Genomic DNA, 14,297 nt, shown 5'->3' with positions numbered 1-14,297 from the left:
GCCGGGCGGCCGGTCAGGGCCGGGCTCCGGCCGGTTCGCGTCACTTTAGTGCAACGGTCGCCGCGGTCAACGAACCGCCCCGCGCGCCGTGCGGGACGCTCGCCGTGAACCGGCGACCGCCCCGAATCACCCGGACGGGTGCCCCCGGCCACCCCTGTGGGTTAGCTCACAACCCGCCTCGTTGATGTTCTTTGTCCATCTTCACGCGAGGCCTTCACCAGCTGTGACCACTACCGTCGTACCCATGTCGACTTCCGCATCCCTGCCCGCCGCGTCCGCATCCGAGGCACCCGGCGGCCGCTCCGTCACCGACCGTCTGGTCGAGGCGAACCGGTCGTACGCGTCCCGGTTCAACGACCCGGGAATGGACGCCCGTCCCGTACTGCAGGTGGCCGTGGTGGCCTGTATGGACGCCCGGCTCGACCTGCACGCCGCCCTCGGCCTCGAACTCGGCGACTGCCACACCATCCGCAACGCGGGCGGCGTGGTCACCGACGACACCATCCGCTCCCTCACCATCAGCCAGCGCGCCCTGGGCACGCGCGCGGTGATACTCATCCACCACACCGGCTGCGGCCTGGAGCGGCTGACCGAGGACTTCCGGCACGAGCTGGAGGACGAGGTCGGCCAGCGCCCCGCCTGGGCCGTCGAGGCCTTCCGCGACGTGGACCAGGACGTCCGCCAGTCCATGCAGCGGGTCCGCACGAACCCCTTCCTGCCGCACAAGGACGATGTGCGAGGCTTCGTCTTCGACGTGCACACCGGGCTGCTGCGGGAGATCGATCCCGGCTCCTGAGTGACACCAGGCCGCAAAGCCGTCAACAATGCGGGGTGGCATCCCCCCGGGAACCCCGGGGGCGTGCCCGTGTTTCGGGGTGGGCCGGTTCATGCGCCAAGGGCGTCGGCCCTGAGCCAGGACCGAGGAGAACCAGGTGACCACGTACGACGACCGAGCGAGCCTCGCGGATCTGACCAGCACGGCGGAGCGGGTGCGCCACTCGGTCGAGAGCGTCATCGAGGGCAAGCCCGAGGTCGTACGCCTCGCGCTGACCGTGCTGCTGGCCGAGGGGCACCTGCTGATCGAGGACGTGCCCGGCGTCGGCAAGACCATGCTGGCCAAGGCCCTCGCCAAGTCCATCGACTGCTCGGTGCAGCGCATCCAGTTCACCCCCGACCTGCTGCCCTCCGACATCACCGGCGTGAGCATCTACGACCAGCAGCGCCGCGAGTTCGAGTTCAAGCCGGGCGCGATCTTCGCCCAGATCGTCATCGGCGACGAGATCAACCGCGCCTCGCCCAAGACCCAGTCCGCGCTGCTGGAGTCGATGGAGGAGGGCCAGGTCACCATCGACGGCACCACCTACGCGCTCCCCACCCCCTTCATGGTCGTCGCCACCCAGAACCCGGTGGAGATGGAGGGCACCTACCCGCTGCCCGAGGCCCAGCGCGACCGCTTCATGGCGCGCGTCTCCGTCGGCTACCCGGGGCCCGAGGCCGAGCTGCAGATGCTCGACGTGCACGGCGGGACCTCCCCCCTGGAGGACCTGGCGGCCGTCGCGCACGCCCACGACATCGTCAAGCTCATCGAGGCCGTCCGCGAGGTGTACGTCGCCGAGCCGGTCCGGCGCTACCTCGTCGACCTGGTCTCCGCCACCCGCAGCCACCCGGACCTGCGCCTGGGCGCCTCGCCGCGCGCCACCCTGCACCTGCTGCGCGCCGTGAAGGCCTCCGCCGCGCTCTCCGGCCGGGACTACGTGCTGCCCGACGACGTCCAGACCCTGGCCGGCCCCGTCCTCGCGCACCGGCTGCTGCCCACCGCGCAGGCGCAGCTGAACCGGCGCAGTGCCGAGCAGGTCGTCCACGACATCCTCCAGCGCACCCCCGTCCCGGCCGCGCACGTCCGCGGCGAGATGCCGCCCGGCGCGGGCATCCGGGGCTTCTGATGGGCGCCGGTGCCCCGGGCGGCGACGCCGGCGGCCCGGTGGACCGCGGCCGGGCCTCCGACGGCCTGCGGTCCTCGCTGTCCGGCCTCACCACCCGCGGCCGCTCCTTCCTGGCCGCCGGGATCGCCGCCGCCGGGTGCGCGTACGTCCTCGGGCAGGGCGAGCTGCTGCGGGTCGGCCTGCTGCTCGCCGCACTGCCGCTGATCTGCGTGTACGCCCTGCACCGCACCCGCTACCGGGTCTCCGGCAGCCGCCGGCTGGCCCCGGGCCGGGTCCCTGCGGGCTCGGAGGCCCGGGTGCAGCTGCGGATGGACAACGTCTCGCGGCTGCCCACGGGACTGCTGATGCTGCAGGACCGGGTGCCCTACGTGCTGGGGCCGCGGCCCCGCTTCGTCCTGGACCGGGTCGAGCCCGGCGGCCGCCGCGAGGTGTCCTACCGGGTCCGCTCCGACCTGCGCGGCCGCTACCGGCTGGGCCCGCTCCAGCTCCGGCTGACCGACCCGTTCGGGCTGGTGGAGCTCACCCGCTCGTTCAGCGCCCACGACACCCTCACCGTGATACCCCGCACGGAGCCCCTGCCCGCGGTCCGCCTCACGGGCGAGTCCTCCGGCTACGGCGACGGCAGCCGCCGCTCACTGGCCCTGGCAGGCGACGACGACGTGATCCCGCGCGGCTACCGGCGCGGTGACGACCTGCGCCGGGTGCACTGGCGCTCCACCGCCCGCTACGGCGAGCTGATGGTGCGCCGCGAGGAGCAGCCGCAGCGCAGCCGCGCGACCGTCCTGCTCGACACCCGGCGGCTCGCCTTCGAGGGCGCCGGGCCCGACTCCGCCTTCGAATGGGCCGTCTCGGCGGCCGCCTCCACCCTGGTGCACCTGCTGGAGCAGGGCTTCGCGACGCGGCTGCTGACGGACACCGGGGACTCGGTGCCCGGCGGCGGCGACGGCTACGGCACTTCCGGCGGCCAGGACTCCGCCCCGGCGGCCGCACTGATGCTGGACACCCTGGCGGTCGTCGGCCACTCCGACGGGGCCGGGCTCTCCCGGGCCTACGACGCGGTGCGCGCCGGTGGCGGCGGCGGGTTCGGGGCGACCGGCGGCGACGGGCTCCTCATCGCCTTCCTCGGCGACCTGGACGAGGTGCAGACCGAGCTGGCGGCCAAGCTGCGCCAGCGGGCCGCGGGCGCGGTGGCCTTCGTACTGGACTCCGCGGCCTGGGCCGGGCAGCCCGCGCGGGCGCACACCCTGCCGTCGGTCGACGAGCGGCTGCGCAGGCTGCGCGACGCGGGCTGGACGGCGCTGGCCGTCCCGCCCGGGGCCGGCTTCGGAGAGCTGTGGAGACAGGCCGGGACCGCCCCGCTCGGCACGGGCACTTCCGGAGGACGGCGATGAGCGGGCGCGCGAGACTGACCCTGTTCGCGGCGCTGGCGACCCTGTTGACCGCCTGGTCGCTGGTCCCGCTGGTGGAGGAGGCGGGCTGGCTGCTGCAGGCGGCCCTGCTGCTGGCCGTGCAGAGCGCGGTGGGGGCGGGGGCCCGGCGGGTGCCGCTGGCGCGGTTCCTGACGGTGGCGGCCCAACTGCTGGTGTCGCTGCTGCTGCTCGCGTTCCTCTTCGGCGGGAAGGCCGGCTCCTCCGGGACCGGCCCGCTGGCGTACCTCGTGACCGACCTGGGGGCGCTGTTCCGGCAGGGCGTCCAGGACGTGGGCGAGTACGCCATCCCGGCCCCGCTGACGGACGGCATCCGGCTGCTGCTGGTGTCCGGGGTGCTGCTGATCGGGCTGCTGGTGGACGTGCTGGCGGTGACCGTGCGGACGGCGGCCGCGGCCGGACTGCCGCTGCTCGCGCTGTACTCGGTGGCCGCGGGCCTGTCGGGCGGCGGGGAGGCCTCGTGGGTCTCCTTCCTGCTGGCGGGCTGCGGCTACCTGATGCTGCTGCTGGCCGAGGGCCGGGACCGGCTGGCGCAGTGGGGCCGGGTCTTCGGCGCCGGCTCCCGCGAACGCGGCCCGGTGGCCTCGGGCCTGGCCTCCACGGGCGGGCACGCCACGGCCCCGGTGCGGACCGGACGGCGGATCGGTGTCGTGGCGCTGGGGGTGGCGCTGGCGGTGCCGGCGGCGCTGCCCGCGCTCGGCGGCGGGATGCTGGGCGCGCAGGGCGACGGCGAGGGCGGCGGCAGCGGGGTCGGGGGGACGATCTCCGCGGTCAACCCGCTGGTCTCCCTGCAGAGCAACCTGAACGCGCAGGACAACCGGGTGGTGCTCCGCTACCGGACGGACAGTCCGCAGCAGGGCGACCAGTACCTGCGGATCCTGGCGCTGGACGAGTTCAACGGGGTCAAGTGGGAGGCCTCCGGGCGGGCCCTGGCCGATGTGCCCAAGCAGCTGCCGAATCCGCCCGGCCTGGACGCGCAGGTCCGCGGGACGGCCGTGGAGGTGTCGACCAACGTGTCGGCCTCCGACGGCTACAGCCAGCGCTACCTGCCCATGCCATACCCGGCGACGGCCGTGGAGATCGGCGGGAACTGGCGCTTCGAGCCGGCCGGCCGGACCCTGGTCGGGGACCAGCTGGGCAAGGACCGGTTCCAGAACGTCCAGGGCGCCCAGTACCGGGTGCGGAGCCTGCTGCTCCGGCCCACGGCCGCGCAGCTCCAGAACGCCCTGCCCGCCGACGAGGGGGTGCGGGCGGAGTACACGAAGCTGCCGGACAACCTGCCGCCGGTCGTCGCCGACACCGCCCGCAAGGTGACGCAGGGCGCCCGGGACGACTACACGCGGGCCGTGAAGCTCCAGGACTACTTCGCCGTGAGCGGCGGGTTCCGCTACAACACGAAGACGGCCTCGGGAACGGGTCCCGACGCGGTCGCCCGGTTCCTTGAGGACAAGGAGGGCTTCTGCGTCCACTTCGCCTTCTCGATGGCGGCGATGTCCCGGGCGCTCGGCATCCCGGCGCGGGTGGCCGTGGGCTTCACCCCGGGCGAGAAGCAGACCGACGGCACGGTCAACGTGTCGATGCGCGACGCGCACGCCTGGCCGGAGCTCTACTTCGAGGGCGTGGGCTGGACCCGCTTCGAGCCGACGCCGCGGTCCGGCATCTCGGTGCCGGACTATGCCCGGCCGCAGACACCGGTGGCGCAGCCGTCGGCCCCCTCGACGCTGCCCACGCCGGGCGCCGCCCAGCCGTCGGCCGGGCCCTCGCAGGCCGAGGACTGCCCGCCGGACCAGAGGAAGCTCGGCGAGTGCGGCGGCGCGGCCGCGGCCCAGGACTCCGCGTCCGGGGGCGGCGGCGCCTCCCCGGTGGCCGTCCTCGGCTGGACCGCGGCGGTGCTGGCGCTCCTCGGCCTGCCGTTCCTGCCGCTGCTGTGGCGCACCCGGCTGCGCAACCGCAGGCTGGCGTCGGGCGGGGTGGCAGCGGCCTGGCTGGAGCTGGGTGACGCGGCCTGGGACGTGGGCACCGTCCCGGACGAGGCGCTGTCCCCGCGCCGGGCCGCGGCCCGCATGGTGGAGCGGGGCCGTCTGGAGGGCGGGGCGGCCGCGGCCGTCCACCGGATCACGGCCGCACTGGAACGCGCGCTGTACGCCCCGGCGGGCACCGGGGCCGCCTACCCGGAGCTGGCCGAGGACGTCCGCACCGCCCGGGCCGGCCTGCTGGCCGGGGTGGGCCGCCGCACCCGGCTGCGCGCGCTGCTGCTGCCGCGGTCGGCGGCGCGCCTCTCCTGGGCGGCGACCGCCCGCTGGTCGGGCGCGGCCTCGGCGCTCTCGGCCCGGCTGGCCTCCGTACGGGGGCGGCTCCCGCTGCGCGGCCGCGGCTGACCCGGCCGGCCGGGGCCGGTCCGGGCCCGGACGCACCGGTGGGGCGAGGCTCGATCCCCCCGAGCCCCGCCCCACCGCTGTACCGCGTCACCGGGTTGTGGCGTCTCCCCCTCCCGGTTCCGGACGGAGGTTCCCGGTCCGCTCCGCAGCCCCGTGCCGGCGGTGCGGACCGGGCCTCCTGCCCGTTGCCCCCAGTCTGTCGTCCCCGTGCGGGGGCGCCCATCCGCGCCCGTACTCATCTGTGCGTCTGGGTACGGGTACTCAGTCGTCCGGCGGCCCCACCAGTTGTACGGGCCGGCGGGGCCGCGCGGCACCGCCGACCGGGGTACGGGTCGGCGGGAGCGGGCCGGGTCGGGCGGGCCGGGTCAGCGGTTGCCGCTGACCCGGCCGCGCAGCAGCAGGGACAGCGCCGAGTGCACGTCGTCCAGGGACCGCTCGCTCTGGAAGGACTGCCAGTCCAGGGCGGCCACCAGCACCATGCCGACCATGGCCGCCGCGGTCAGCGGCACGTCGATCTCGGCGCTCAGTTCACCGCGTTCCACGCCCTCGCGCAGCACCGTCTCCACGACGGCCACCGCCTCCCGGCGGACCACCATCAGCGTGGACTGCCAGGTCCGGTTGGTCCGCCACAGCTCCGCGACGTAGAGCTGGGTGAAGGCCGGGTAGCGGTCGATGAAGACGAGTCCCGCGCGGATCATCGCGTCGAGCGCCTCGACGCGGCTGCCGCCGCGGGCCTCGGTCTCCTCCGCCGCGGTGCGCAGCGAGGCCGTCAGCAGGCCCACCCCGTGCCGCAGCAGCTCCTCGAAGAGGTCGTTCTTGCTCGCGAAGTTGTAGTAGACGGTGCCCTTGGCCACGCCCGCCCGTTCGGCGATCTCCTCGACCGTGGTCGCGGAGAACCCCTTCTCGGCGATGAGCGTCACGGCCGCTTCGTAGAGTTTCTGGCGGGTCGCCTGCCGGCGGGCGCCGCCGGTACCGGTGCTGCTGCTGTCCATGGCGCTGATTCTCACAGGTCGACCGCTTCCTACAGGCTCAGTTCCGGGTGCAGCCGGTCCATGGTCCATACCTGCTTGCCGCGGGCGGCGAGGGCGGAGAGCGCGAGCGCCCCGGCGGTGAAGGCCGCCAGGACTGCGCAGCCCTGCCAGACGGGCGCCAGGTCGCCGCCGGTGATGAGCCGTCGCAGGCTCTCGACGACGTACGACATCGGCAGGAAGGGGTGGACCGCGTTGAAGAAGCCGGGGCTGGTCTGCACGGGGTAGGTGCCGCCGGCCGAGGTCAGCTGGAGCATCAGGAAGGCGAGGACGAGGATCCGGCCGGCCGCGCCGAACTTGGCGTTGAGCCATTGGACGATCGCCGCGAAGCAGCCCGTGACCAGCATCAGGAAGGCGAGGGTGAGGGCCGGGCGGGCCATCTCCAGGCCGAGGCCCCAGTGCAGTACGGACATCAGCAGGCCCACCTGGACGGCGCCGAGGGCGGCCACGGGCAGCCAGCCCGCGAGGGCGATGCGCCAGGGCGAGGCGCCTGCGGACAGGGCGCGCCGGTTCATGGGGGCGATCAGCATGTAGGCGACCATCGCGCCGACCCACAGCGAGAGCGGGATGAAGTAGGGGGCGAAGCCGGTGCCGTAGTTGGGCGCCTTGTGGAGGGACTGGTTGGCGAGGCGGACGGGGTCGGCCATGACCTCGGTCCGGGCGTCGCGCTGCTGCTGGTCGTAGTCGGGGATCTTGCCGGCGCCGTCGTGCAGGCCGTCGGCGAGGTCGCGGTTGCCGTCGACGAGCTTGTACATCCCGCCGTCGAGGCTGTGCGCCCCGTCGCCGAGCTTGCCGACGCCCTCGTCGAGGGCGCCGGAGCCGTTGGTGGCGGTGCCGAGGCCGGTGTGCAGCCGGGCCATGCCGGAAGCGACCTTGTGGGCCCCCTCGTTGAGGGCGTTGACCTGGGAGACGGCGGCGTCGAGATCGCCGGCCAGGGCAGGTGCCTTGACGACGAGTTCGCGGGCCTTGTTCTCCAGGTCGGTCAGCTGGGTGCGGAGCTTGCCGACGTCGCCGTTCGCGTTCCGCACCAGGGTGCTGACGTCGCCGGTGAGCTCGGCGGCCTCGGCCGTGTCGTCCTTGATCTTCTTCAGGTCGGGGCAGGAGGCCAGGTGCGGCTCCGCGCCGGGGGTGACGCAGTGGCGGGTGTAGTAGGCGTCGCTCCCGGAGGCGGCGCGCTTGGCGGCGGACGCGGCGGCCGGGGCCTTCTCGGCGAATGTGTCGAGGTGGTTGCGGACCACCTGGGCGGTGTCGGCGACCAGTTCGGCGGTGTCCGCGAGGTTCTTGGGGTCCTTGACGAAGGGGCGGGCCTTGGCGGAGGCGTCGTTGACCTTGTCGGCGAGCTTCTGGGTGCCGTCGGCCACGCCTTGGGAGCCGGTCTTCAGCTGGCCGCTGGCGGTGTTCAGCTTCTTCAGGCCGCCGTTCAGCTCGCCGGTCTTCTCCTTGGCCGTGTCGAGGCCGTCGGCGAGGTCCTTGGCGCCCCGCTGGGCCTTGTCCGCGCCGTCCTTGAGCTTGTCGGCGCCGTCGGCGGCCTCGGCGGTCTTGTCGTGCAGGTCGGAGAAGGAGACGAAGATCTTGTCGAGGAAGCCGCGGGAGGCGTTGGTGGACGCCGCCGAGCGGACCTCGGCGAAGACGGTCCGCGAGATCGACCCGACGATGTAGTTGTTGGCGTCGTTCGTGCGGACCTGGAGGGCGCCGGTGGCGGGGTCCTCGCCGGAGCTGGAGGCGATCTTCTCGCTGAAGTCGGCGGGCATGGTGAGCGACAGGTAGTAGGTGCCGTCCTCCAGCCCCTTCGCCGCCTCCTCGGCGCTGACCTCGTGCCAGTCGAAGGTCTTGCTCTCGTGGAGCTTCCGGGTGATCTCCCCGCCCGCGTCGAGGGCCTTGCCGTCCACGGTGGTGCCGCGGTCGGAGTTGACCAGGGCCACCGGCACCTTGTCGAGGCGGCTGTAGGGGTCCCAGAAGGACCACAGGTACAGGGCTCCGTACAGCAGCGGCAGGAGGAGCAGCGCGACGAGGGCGGCCCGGGGCAGCTTCCCCCGCCCGAACCGCTTCAGCTCAAGCGCGGCCAGTTTCGGCGAGCGCATCGTCCGCCCCCTTCGTGTCGTCTTCCGCGTGGTCTTCCGCGCCGTCTTCCGCGTCGTGTTCCGCGTCGTCTTCAGCGCCGTCGTGTGCACCGGGTCCGCCGGCGGCCGCGGCCACGCCGGCGTCCGCCGCGGGTCCGGTTCCGCCCGGCGCCCCGTCCGCGTCGGGCGCCGCGTCCGGCTTCGCGTCCGGCGCCTCGTCCGGCTTCGCGTCCGGGCCGTCGGCGCCGGTCGCGGGTGCGACCGTGCGCAGGACGGTCGCGTCGTCGGGGGCCTCGCTGCAGACGAAGAGCACGGTGGTGCCGCTCGCCGCGATCGAGCGCAACAGGTCCCAGGCAGCCTCGCGTTCGCCGTCCGAGAGCTTGAGGTCGAGGTCGTCCAGGGCCAGCAGCCGCGGCGCGCCCAGCAGGGCGATGGCCACCGACAGCCGTACGTACTCCAGCCGTTCCAGGTCCCGTACGGAGGTGCGGCCGCCCTTGGGCAGCGCGGCGAGGTCCAGTCCCGCTGCGGCCAGGGCCTCGTCGATCCGGGCCGCGGCCGCGGCGCGGCGTTCGGCGCGCGGGCGCAGCAGGGCGCGGACCGGGGCGTCGTAGCGCCGGTGCAGCAAGGCGCCCTCGCGCAGCTGTTCGGCGACGGTGAGGGCCTGGTCGAGGTCGTTCACCCCGGGGACCGGGCCGAGGGCGGCGATCCGGCGGACCGCGGCCATGCGCTTCGGCAGCCGGTGGCCGCCGATCTCGGCGTGGCCCTCGGTGGGTTTCATCCGTCCGGTGAGGGCAAGGAGCAGGCAGGTACGGCCGCTTCCGGAAGGACCCTCGACCGCGATGAGCGAGCCGGGCGCCGCCTCGATGCCGACGCCCCGGAAGGCCCAGCCGCGGGGGCCCTTGAGTCCGAAGTCCACGGCCTTGACGGCCGCGCCGTGCGGGCTGTCCACACCGTCCCCCTTCTTTTTGAACTGACCGGTCAGTTCAAAAACTAGCACCCTTGGGCGCATCCGGCGTGCATCAGGGGGTAGTTGTCCGGTCGTCAGCGAAGAACCCGCAGCTCAGCGCCATTGTCAGTGGGGCCCGTCACGATGGGTGCAACGCGAGGAACAGCCCGCACCGAAGGCAACGCAACGACAGGAGGTTCGTCATGGCCACACCGTCTCCGTCCCCTGTCCATCCCGTCCTGCGGAGGTCCGCCGCTCCCCCGGCCGCCCTCGACCTGCTCGCCAAGGCACGCTCCGGACTGGCCGAGGCCGCCGCGCTGACCCGGCCCGGCGAGCGGTACGCCACGGCCCACCTGGCCGCCCTGCGGGCGGCCGCGGCGGTGCTCGCCGCCCGCGGACGGCCGGAGCCGGCCTCCGGGCGGCGCAGGCCCCGGATCCGCAGCGCCTGGGAGCTGCTGCCGGAGATGGCGCCGGAGCTCGCCGAGTGGAGCGCGCTGTTCGCCTCCGGCGCCGAGCGCCGGGCCCGGGCCGAGGCCGGTATAGCCGACGCGGCGAGCGGGCGGGACGCGGACGACCTCGTGCGGGCCGTGGCGATGTTCGTGCGCCTGGTGGAGCGCATGCTGGCCCTGCCGCCGCCCCCGCAGGACGGGCCCGCAGGCCCGCCGCAGATCCCGTCCCAGCCCCTGCCGCAGCCGCCGCCGGAGCGTCCGGACGCACGATGAGCTGCCCGGCAGCGGAAGGCCATAAGGTGGGGCACGGGTCGGGCACGCGCCGCTCAACCCCCTCTCTTCCCACCGCGCCGAGGAGCCAACAGCCGTGTCGGACACTTCCCGCCCCCGCGCCTCCCTTCGCACCGCCGTGGTGTGGGAGGTCCTCAAGGAGGCCCTCGACCGCCGGGTGAAGGCGACCGGGCGGGACGTGCTGGACGTGCTCGACACCGGCGGCGGCACCGGAAAGTTCGCCGTGCCGGTGGCCCGGCTGGGCCACCGGGTCACGGTCGTCGACCCCAGCCCCAACGCACTCTTCGGGCTGGAGCGCCGGGTGGCCGAGGCCGGGGTCGCGGACCTGGTCCGCGGCGTCCAGGGCGACGCCCAGGGGCTGCTGGACGTGGTCGAGCGCGACGCGTACGACGTGGTGCTCTGCCACGGCGTGCTGGAGTACGTGGACGACCCGGCGGAGGGCGTGGCCAACGCGAAGGCGGCGCTGCGCGCGGGCGGCACCCTCAGCCTGCTCGCCGCCGGCCTCGGCGGCGCGGTGCTCGCCCGCGCACTGGCCGGGCACTTCACCGAGGCGCGCACCGCCCTCGCCGACCCGGCCGGCCGCTGGGGCTCCGGCGACCCGGTGCCCCGGCGGTTCACCGCCGAGCAGCTCGCCGAGCTGGTCGGCGGCGCGGGCCTGGAGGTCGGCGCGGTGCACGGGATCCGGGTCTTCGCCGACCTCGTCCCCGGGGTCCTGGTGGACACCGAGCCGGGCGCGGTCGAGGCGCTGCTGCGTCTGGAGGAGGCCGCCGCCGAGCTGCCCGCCTTCCATGCGGTCGCCACGCAACTGCACGTCCTGGGCGAGAAGCAGTCCTGATCTGCGCCGTTGGTCTGCGTCCTTCCGTGGACGCGGTGGGCCGCAGACCCTCCGAACCGGCGCTGCGCCCCGTATGATCGTGGGCAGTGACCGGCATGGCGGACGGACCACTGGGGAATAACCGCCTCAGCGGCCGCCCCCGCGGCGGTACGGTTTGTGGGCTGTGTCTTTTTGGAACGTGGCGTAGAGGGCGGGTGTCACGGGGGCGATTCCCCGCCTATCCTGAAGGGGACCCCTGGTCGCCACCCCCGCGACCGACGGATGAGGAGGACTCCCGTGCCGCTCTCGGAGCACGAGCAGCGCATGCTCGAGCAGATGGAGCGAGCGCTGTACGCCGAAGATCCCAAGTTCGCGACAGCGCTTGAGGGAAGCGGACTGCGTACGTATACCCGGCGACGGGTCTACCAGGCAGTCGCAGGCATTGTGGTGGGTATCGCGCTCCTCATGACCGGCGTGATCATTCCGAACGTACTCTGGGTCAGCGTGGTGGGATTCCTCGTCATGCTGGGCTGTACGGTCCTCGTGGTCACCGGTTGGCGCAAGGCACCCAAGCCTGGCGAGCAGCCCGTCTCCGGCAGTAGTGCAGACGGTCCGGCCCCTGGCCGAGGCCGGCAGCGTCGGTCGATGATGACCCGCATCGAGGATCGGTGGCAGCGCCGCCGTGACGAACAGGGGCAGTGAGCCCCCCTTCCAGACCTGACCGAGGGGACGGCCGCCGGGCGGCCGTCCCCTCGGCGTATCCCGGCCGCTGCTGCGCCCGCCGCGGCCCCCGTCCGCCCCGCTGCCTGCCGGATCACCCGTTCTGCGCCATGATGATCCGGTGAGTGTGCTCCCCCTGGTCTTCACCAGCGGCTGGGCCAGCGGGATCAACGCCTACGCGGTGGTCCTCCTGCTCGGCATCTTCGGCGCGACCGGACTGACCGACGAGGTCCCCGCGTCGCTGCAACGGCCCGACGTGCTCATCGCCGCGGGCGTGCTCTTCCTCTGCGAGGCGGTGGCCGACAAGATCCCCTACGTGGACTCGGCCTGGGACTCCGTCCACACCGTGATCCGCCCGGTCGCCGGGGCGGTGATCGGCGCGCTGCTCGCCGGGCAGAGCGGTTCGCTGCCGGACCTCGCCGCCGGGGCCGTCGGCGGCTCCACCGCCCTGGCCAGCCATTTCGTGAAGGCCGGCACCAGGATGGCGATCAACACCTCGCCCGAGCCGTTCACCAACATCGTGATGAGCACCGCCGAGGACCTCGGCGTCGCCGGCATCGTCACCTTCGCGATGTTCAACCCGGAGGCCGCCGCGGCCATCGCCGCCGTGCTGCTGGCGGCCGGGCTGGCCCTGCTGGTCTACCTGTGGACCCGGATCCGCCGCTTCCTGCGCCGCCGGGCCCAGCGGCGCGAAGAGAAGCGGCTGGCCGCCGAGGTCCGCGAGGCCACCGGGCCCCCGCCCCGCTGACCGCCGGCCCCGACCACCCCGCCGCCCGCGGCCGCCGCCTCGATAAGGTCCCCCCATGGCACGAATTGCGGTGATCGGCGCCGGGATGGGCGCGATGGCGACGGCGGCCCGGCTGGCTGTGGCGGGGCACCGGGTCACGGTGTACGAACGGGGCGGCGACCACGGCGGCGCGCTGGGCCGGTACGAGCGCGACGGCTTCGCCTTCGACACCGGCCCCGGGCTGCTGCACCTTCCCGCGGTCTACCGCGACCTGTTCGTCAAGACCGGCAAGCGCACCCTGGAGGACTGCGTCGACCTGGTCCAGGTGGACCCGGCGCTCCGGCACGTCCTGCCCGGCCACGGCATCGGGGCCACCCTCCCGGGCGCCTCCCGCGGCGGCGTCGCTGCCGCCCTCGACGCGGCCTTCGGCCCGGGCGCGGGCGAGCGCTGGAACGGCGTCCTGGGCCGGGCCCGGGACGCCTGGGACGCCACCCGCCGCCCCCTGCTGGAGGAGCCGCTGCGTCCCGACTGGCAGCTCCTCGGCCGCGACCCCTACCCCGCGCTGCGCGGCAGCGGACTGCTGCGCCGACGCCCGCCGACCCTGGCCGAGGTGGCCGCCCGTGAGCTGGGCGGGCCGCTCGGCGAGCTGCTGACCGCCCGGGTGGGCGCCTACGGGGTGGATCCGGGCCGCGCGCCTGCCTCCGCGGCCGTGCTGCCGTACATGGAGCAGACCTTCGGCAGCTGGTACCCGCGGGGCGGGATGCGGGCGCTGGCCGCCGCCGTCCACGAACGGTGCCGGGAGCGGAAGGTCGCATTCGTCTTCGGCGCCGACGTGCGGGACGTCCTGCTGCAGGACGGCCGGGCGGCCGGGCTGCTGCTGGCCGACGGCAGCGAGGCCGCCGCCGACCTCGTCGTCTGCGGGATCCACCCGCGGCTGCTGCCCGCCGTGGCCGCCGCCCTGCCGCCGGGCGGCCCTGCGGTCCGGGAGGAGCCCGGGACGAGCCGCCTGACGCTCTTCCTGGCCCTGCGCGGCGCCCGGCCGGCCGACGCCGTCCACCGCACCCTGGTGCACGCCCCCGGCACCGGGCCCGTGGTCACGGTGCTGCGCCCCGACGACCCGGCCACCCGGCCCGACCCGGACCACGAGGCGGTCACCGTGAGCGCCGTCGGCGGCCCGGGGGCCGCCGGGCCCGCCACGCTGCTGGAGCTCGCCGCACAGGCCGTGCCGGGGCTTGAGGAGAGGCTGCTGTGGCAGGAGGTGCGCACTCCCGCGGACGTCGAGGCGGCGACGGGCGCCCCGGGCGGCGCCGTGCCCGCACCGGCCCTCGCCGGGGCCGGCGGACGGCTGCTCCACCCGGCGAACACCACGGCCCTGCCCGGGCTGTACCTGGCGGGCGGCTGGGCGCATCCCGGCGGCGGGACGGCGCACGCCGGGATGACCGGGGCCCTGGTCGCGGGACTGGTCGTGGAGGGCGCGGGCTTCCGCGGATCCCGATGACGGCCTGACCGCGGCG

General features: G+C 74.7%; 12 protein-coding genes. 9 read left to right on the top strand and 3 right to left on the bottom strand.

Annotated elements, in window-relative coordinates:
* Nucleotides 1–244: 244 nt before the first annotated feature.
* The 4 genes from ACLJTM_RS25185 (at nt 245) to ACLJTM_RS25170 (ending at nt 5,748) form a co-directional block, all read left to right on the top strand.
* A complete protein-coding gene (locus ACLJTM_RS25185; protein WP_411105988.1) occupies nt 245–796 on the top strand; it encodes a beta-class carbonic anhydrase in 552 nt (183 codons plus the stop codon).
* A 136-nt stretch (nt 797–932) separates the two neighbouring features.
* On the top strand, nt 933–1,943 hold the full coding sequence (locus ACLJTM_RS25180) for an AAA family ATPase (RefSeq protein ID WP_411105987.1): 1,011 nt from the start codon (nt 933–935) through the stop codon (nt 1,941–1,943).
* The gene (locus ACLJTM_RS25175; RefSeq protein WP_411105986.1) at nt 1,943–3,334 is read left to right on the top strand and encodes a DUF58 domain-containing protein; all 1,392 of its coding nucleotides are present in this window, start codon (nt 1,943–1,945) and stop codon (nt 3,332–3,334) included. The genes ACLJTM_RS25180 and ACLJTM_RS25175 overlap by 1 nt, the downstream gene beginning before the upstream one ends.
* The gene (locus ACLJTM_RS25170) at nt 3,331–5,748 is read left to right on the top strand and encodes a transglutaminaseTgpA domain-containing protein (protein ID WP_411105985.1); all 2,418 of its coding nucleotides are present in this window, start codon (nt 3,331–3,333) and stop codon (nt 5,746–5,748) included. The genes ACLJTM_RS25175 and ACLJTM_RS25170 overlap by 4 nt, the downstream gene beginning before the upstream one ends.
* Nucleotides 5,749–6,113: 365 nt before the next feature.
* On the opposite strand, the gene ACLJTM_RS25165 is transcribed toward ACLJTM_RS25170, so the two are convergent.
* The 3 genes from ACLJTM_RS25165 to ACLJTM_RS25155 are packed head-to-tail and all read right to left on the bottom strand — an operon-like array spanning nt 6,114 to nt 9,785.
* Nucleotides 6,114–6,740 (bottom strand): TetR/AcrR family transcriptional regulator, encoded by a 627-nt coding sequence (locus tag ACLJTM_RS25165; RefSeq protein ID WP_411105984.1) that lies wholly within the window; start codon nt 6,738–6,740, stop codon nt 6,114–6,116.
* Between the two features lie 29 nt (nt 6,741–6,769).
* The gene (locus tag ACLJTM_RS25160) at nt 6,770–8,857 is read right to left on the bottom strand and encodes a YhgE/Pip family protein (protein ID WP_411105983.1); all 2,088 of its coding nucleotides are present in this window, start codon (nt 8,855–8,857) and stop codon (nt 6,770–6,772) included.
* Nucleotides 8,829–9,785: an ATP-binding cassette domain-containing protein gene (locus tag ACLJTM_RS25155; protein WP_411105982.1), complete on the bottom strand. Its 957-nt coding sequence runs from the start codon at nt 9,783–9,785 to the stop codon at nt 8,829–8,831. Before ACLJTM_RS25155 ends, ACLJTM_RS25160 begins: the two co-directional genes overlap by 29 nt.
* A 200-nt stretch (nt 9,786–9,985) precedes the next feature.
* Here ACLJTM_RS25155 and ACLJTM_RS25150 point away from each other — a divergent pair, with 200 nt between their 5' ends.
* The 5 genes from ACLJTM_RS25150 to ACLJTM_RS25130 all read left to right on the top strand — a co-directional run bounded on the left by ACLJTM_RS25150 (nt 9,986) and on the right by ACLJTM_RS25130 (nt 14,281).
* Entirely contained in the window at nt 9,986–10,504 is a 519-nt protein-coding gene (locus ACLJTM_RS25150; protein ID WP_411105981.1) for an SAV_6107 family HEPN domain-containing protein, read from the top strand.
* A 94-nt stretch (nt 10,505–10,598) separates the two neighbouring features.
* On the top strand, nt 10,599–11,357 hold the full coding sequence (locus ACLJTM_RS25145) for a methyltransferase domain-containing protein (RefSeq protein WP_411105980.1): 759 nt from the start codon (nt 10,599–10,601) through the stop codon (nt 11,355–11,357).
* A 276-nt stretch (nt 11,358–11,633) separates the two neighbouring features.
* A complete protein-coding gene (locus ACLJTM_RS25140) occupies nt 11,634–12,038 on the top strand; it encodes a DUF3040 domain-containing protein (RefSeq protein WP_411105979.1) in 405 nt (134 codons plus the stop codon).
* A gap of 139 nt (nt 12,039–12,177) precedes the next feature.
* On the top strand, nt 12,178–12,804 hold the full coding sequence (locus ACLJTM_RS25135; RefSeq protein WP_411105978.1) for a DUF4126 domain-containing protein: 627 nt from the start codon (nt 12,178–12,180) through the stop codon (nt 12,802–12,804).
* Nucleotides 12,805–12,859: 55 nt separating this feature from the next.
* Nucleotides 12,860–14,281 carry a phytoene desaturase family protein gene (locus ACLJTM_RS25130; protein WP_411105977.1) on the top strand — a complete coding sequence of 474 codons (1,422 nt, stop codon included), beginning with the start codon at nt 12,860–12,862 and terminating at the stop codon, nt 14,279–14,281.
* Nucleotides 14,282–14,297: the final 16 nt, after the last annotated feature.

Origin of the sequence: Streptomyces sp. cmx-4-9, from assembly GCF_046548835.1 — a bacterium.
Lineage (GTDB): Bacteria > Actinomycetota > Actinomycetes > Streptomycetales > Streptomycetaceae > Streptomyces.
This window is presented reverse-complemented; position numbering and strand designations above follow the sequence as displayed.

Coding starts and splice junctions, on each gene's coding strand:
- ACLJTM_RS25130 (WP_411105977.1), top strand. CDS start 12,860: ATGGCACGAATTGCGGTGATCGGCGCCGGGATGGGCGCGATGGCGACG.
- ACLJTM_RS25170 (WP_411105985.1), top strand. CDS start 3,331: ATGAGCGGGCGCGCGAGACTGACCCTGTTCGCGGCGCTGGCGACCCTG.
- ACLJTM_RS25175 (WP_411105986.1), top strand. CDS start 1,943: ATGGGCGCCGGTGCCCCGGGCGGCGACGCCGGCGGCCCGGTGGACCGC.
- ACLJTM_RS25165 (WP_411105984.1), bottom strand. CDS start 6,740: ATGGACAGCAGCAGCACCGGTACCGGCGGCGCCCGCCGGCAGGCGACC.
- ACLJTM_RS25185 (WP_411105988.1), top strand. CDS start 245: ATGTCGACTTCCGCATCCCTGCCCGCCGCGTCCGCATCCGAGGCACCC.
- ACLJTM_RS25150 (WP_411105981.1), top strand. CDS start 9,986: ATGGCCACACCGTCTCCGTCCCCTGTCCATCCCGTCCTGCGGAGGTCC.
- ACLJTM_RS25160 (WP_411105983.1), bottom strand. CDS start 8,857: ATGCGCTCGCCGAAACTGGCCGCGCTTGAGCTGAAGCGGTTCGGGCGG.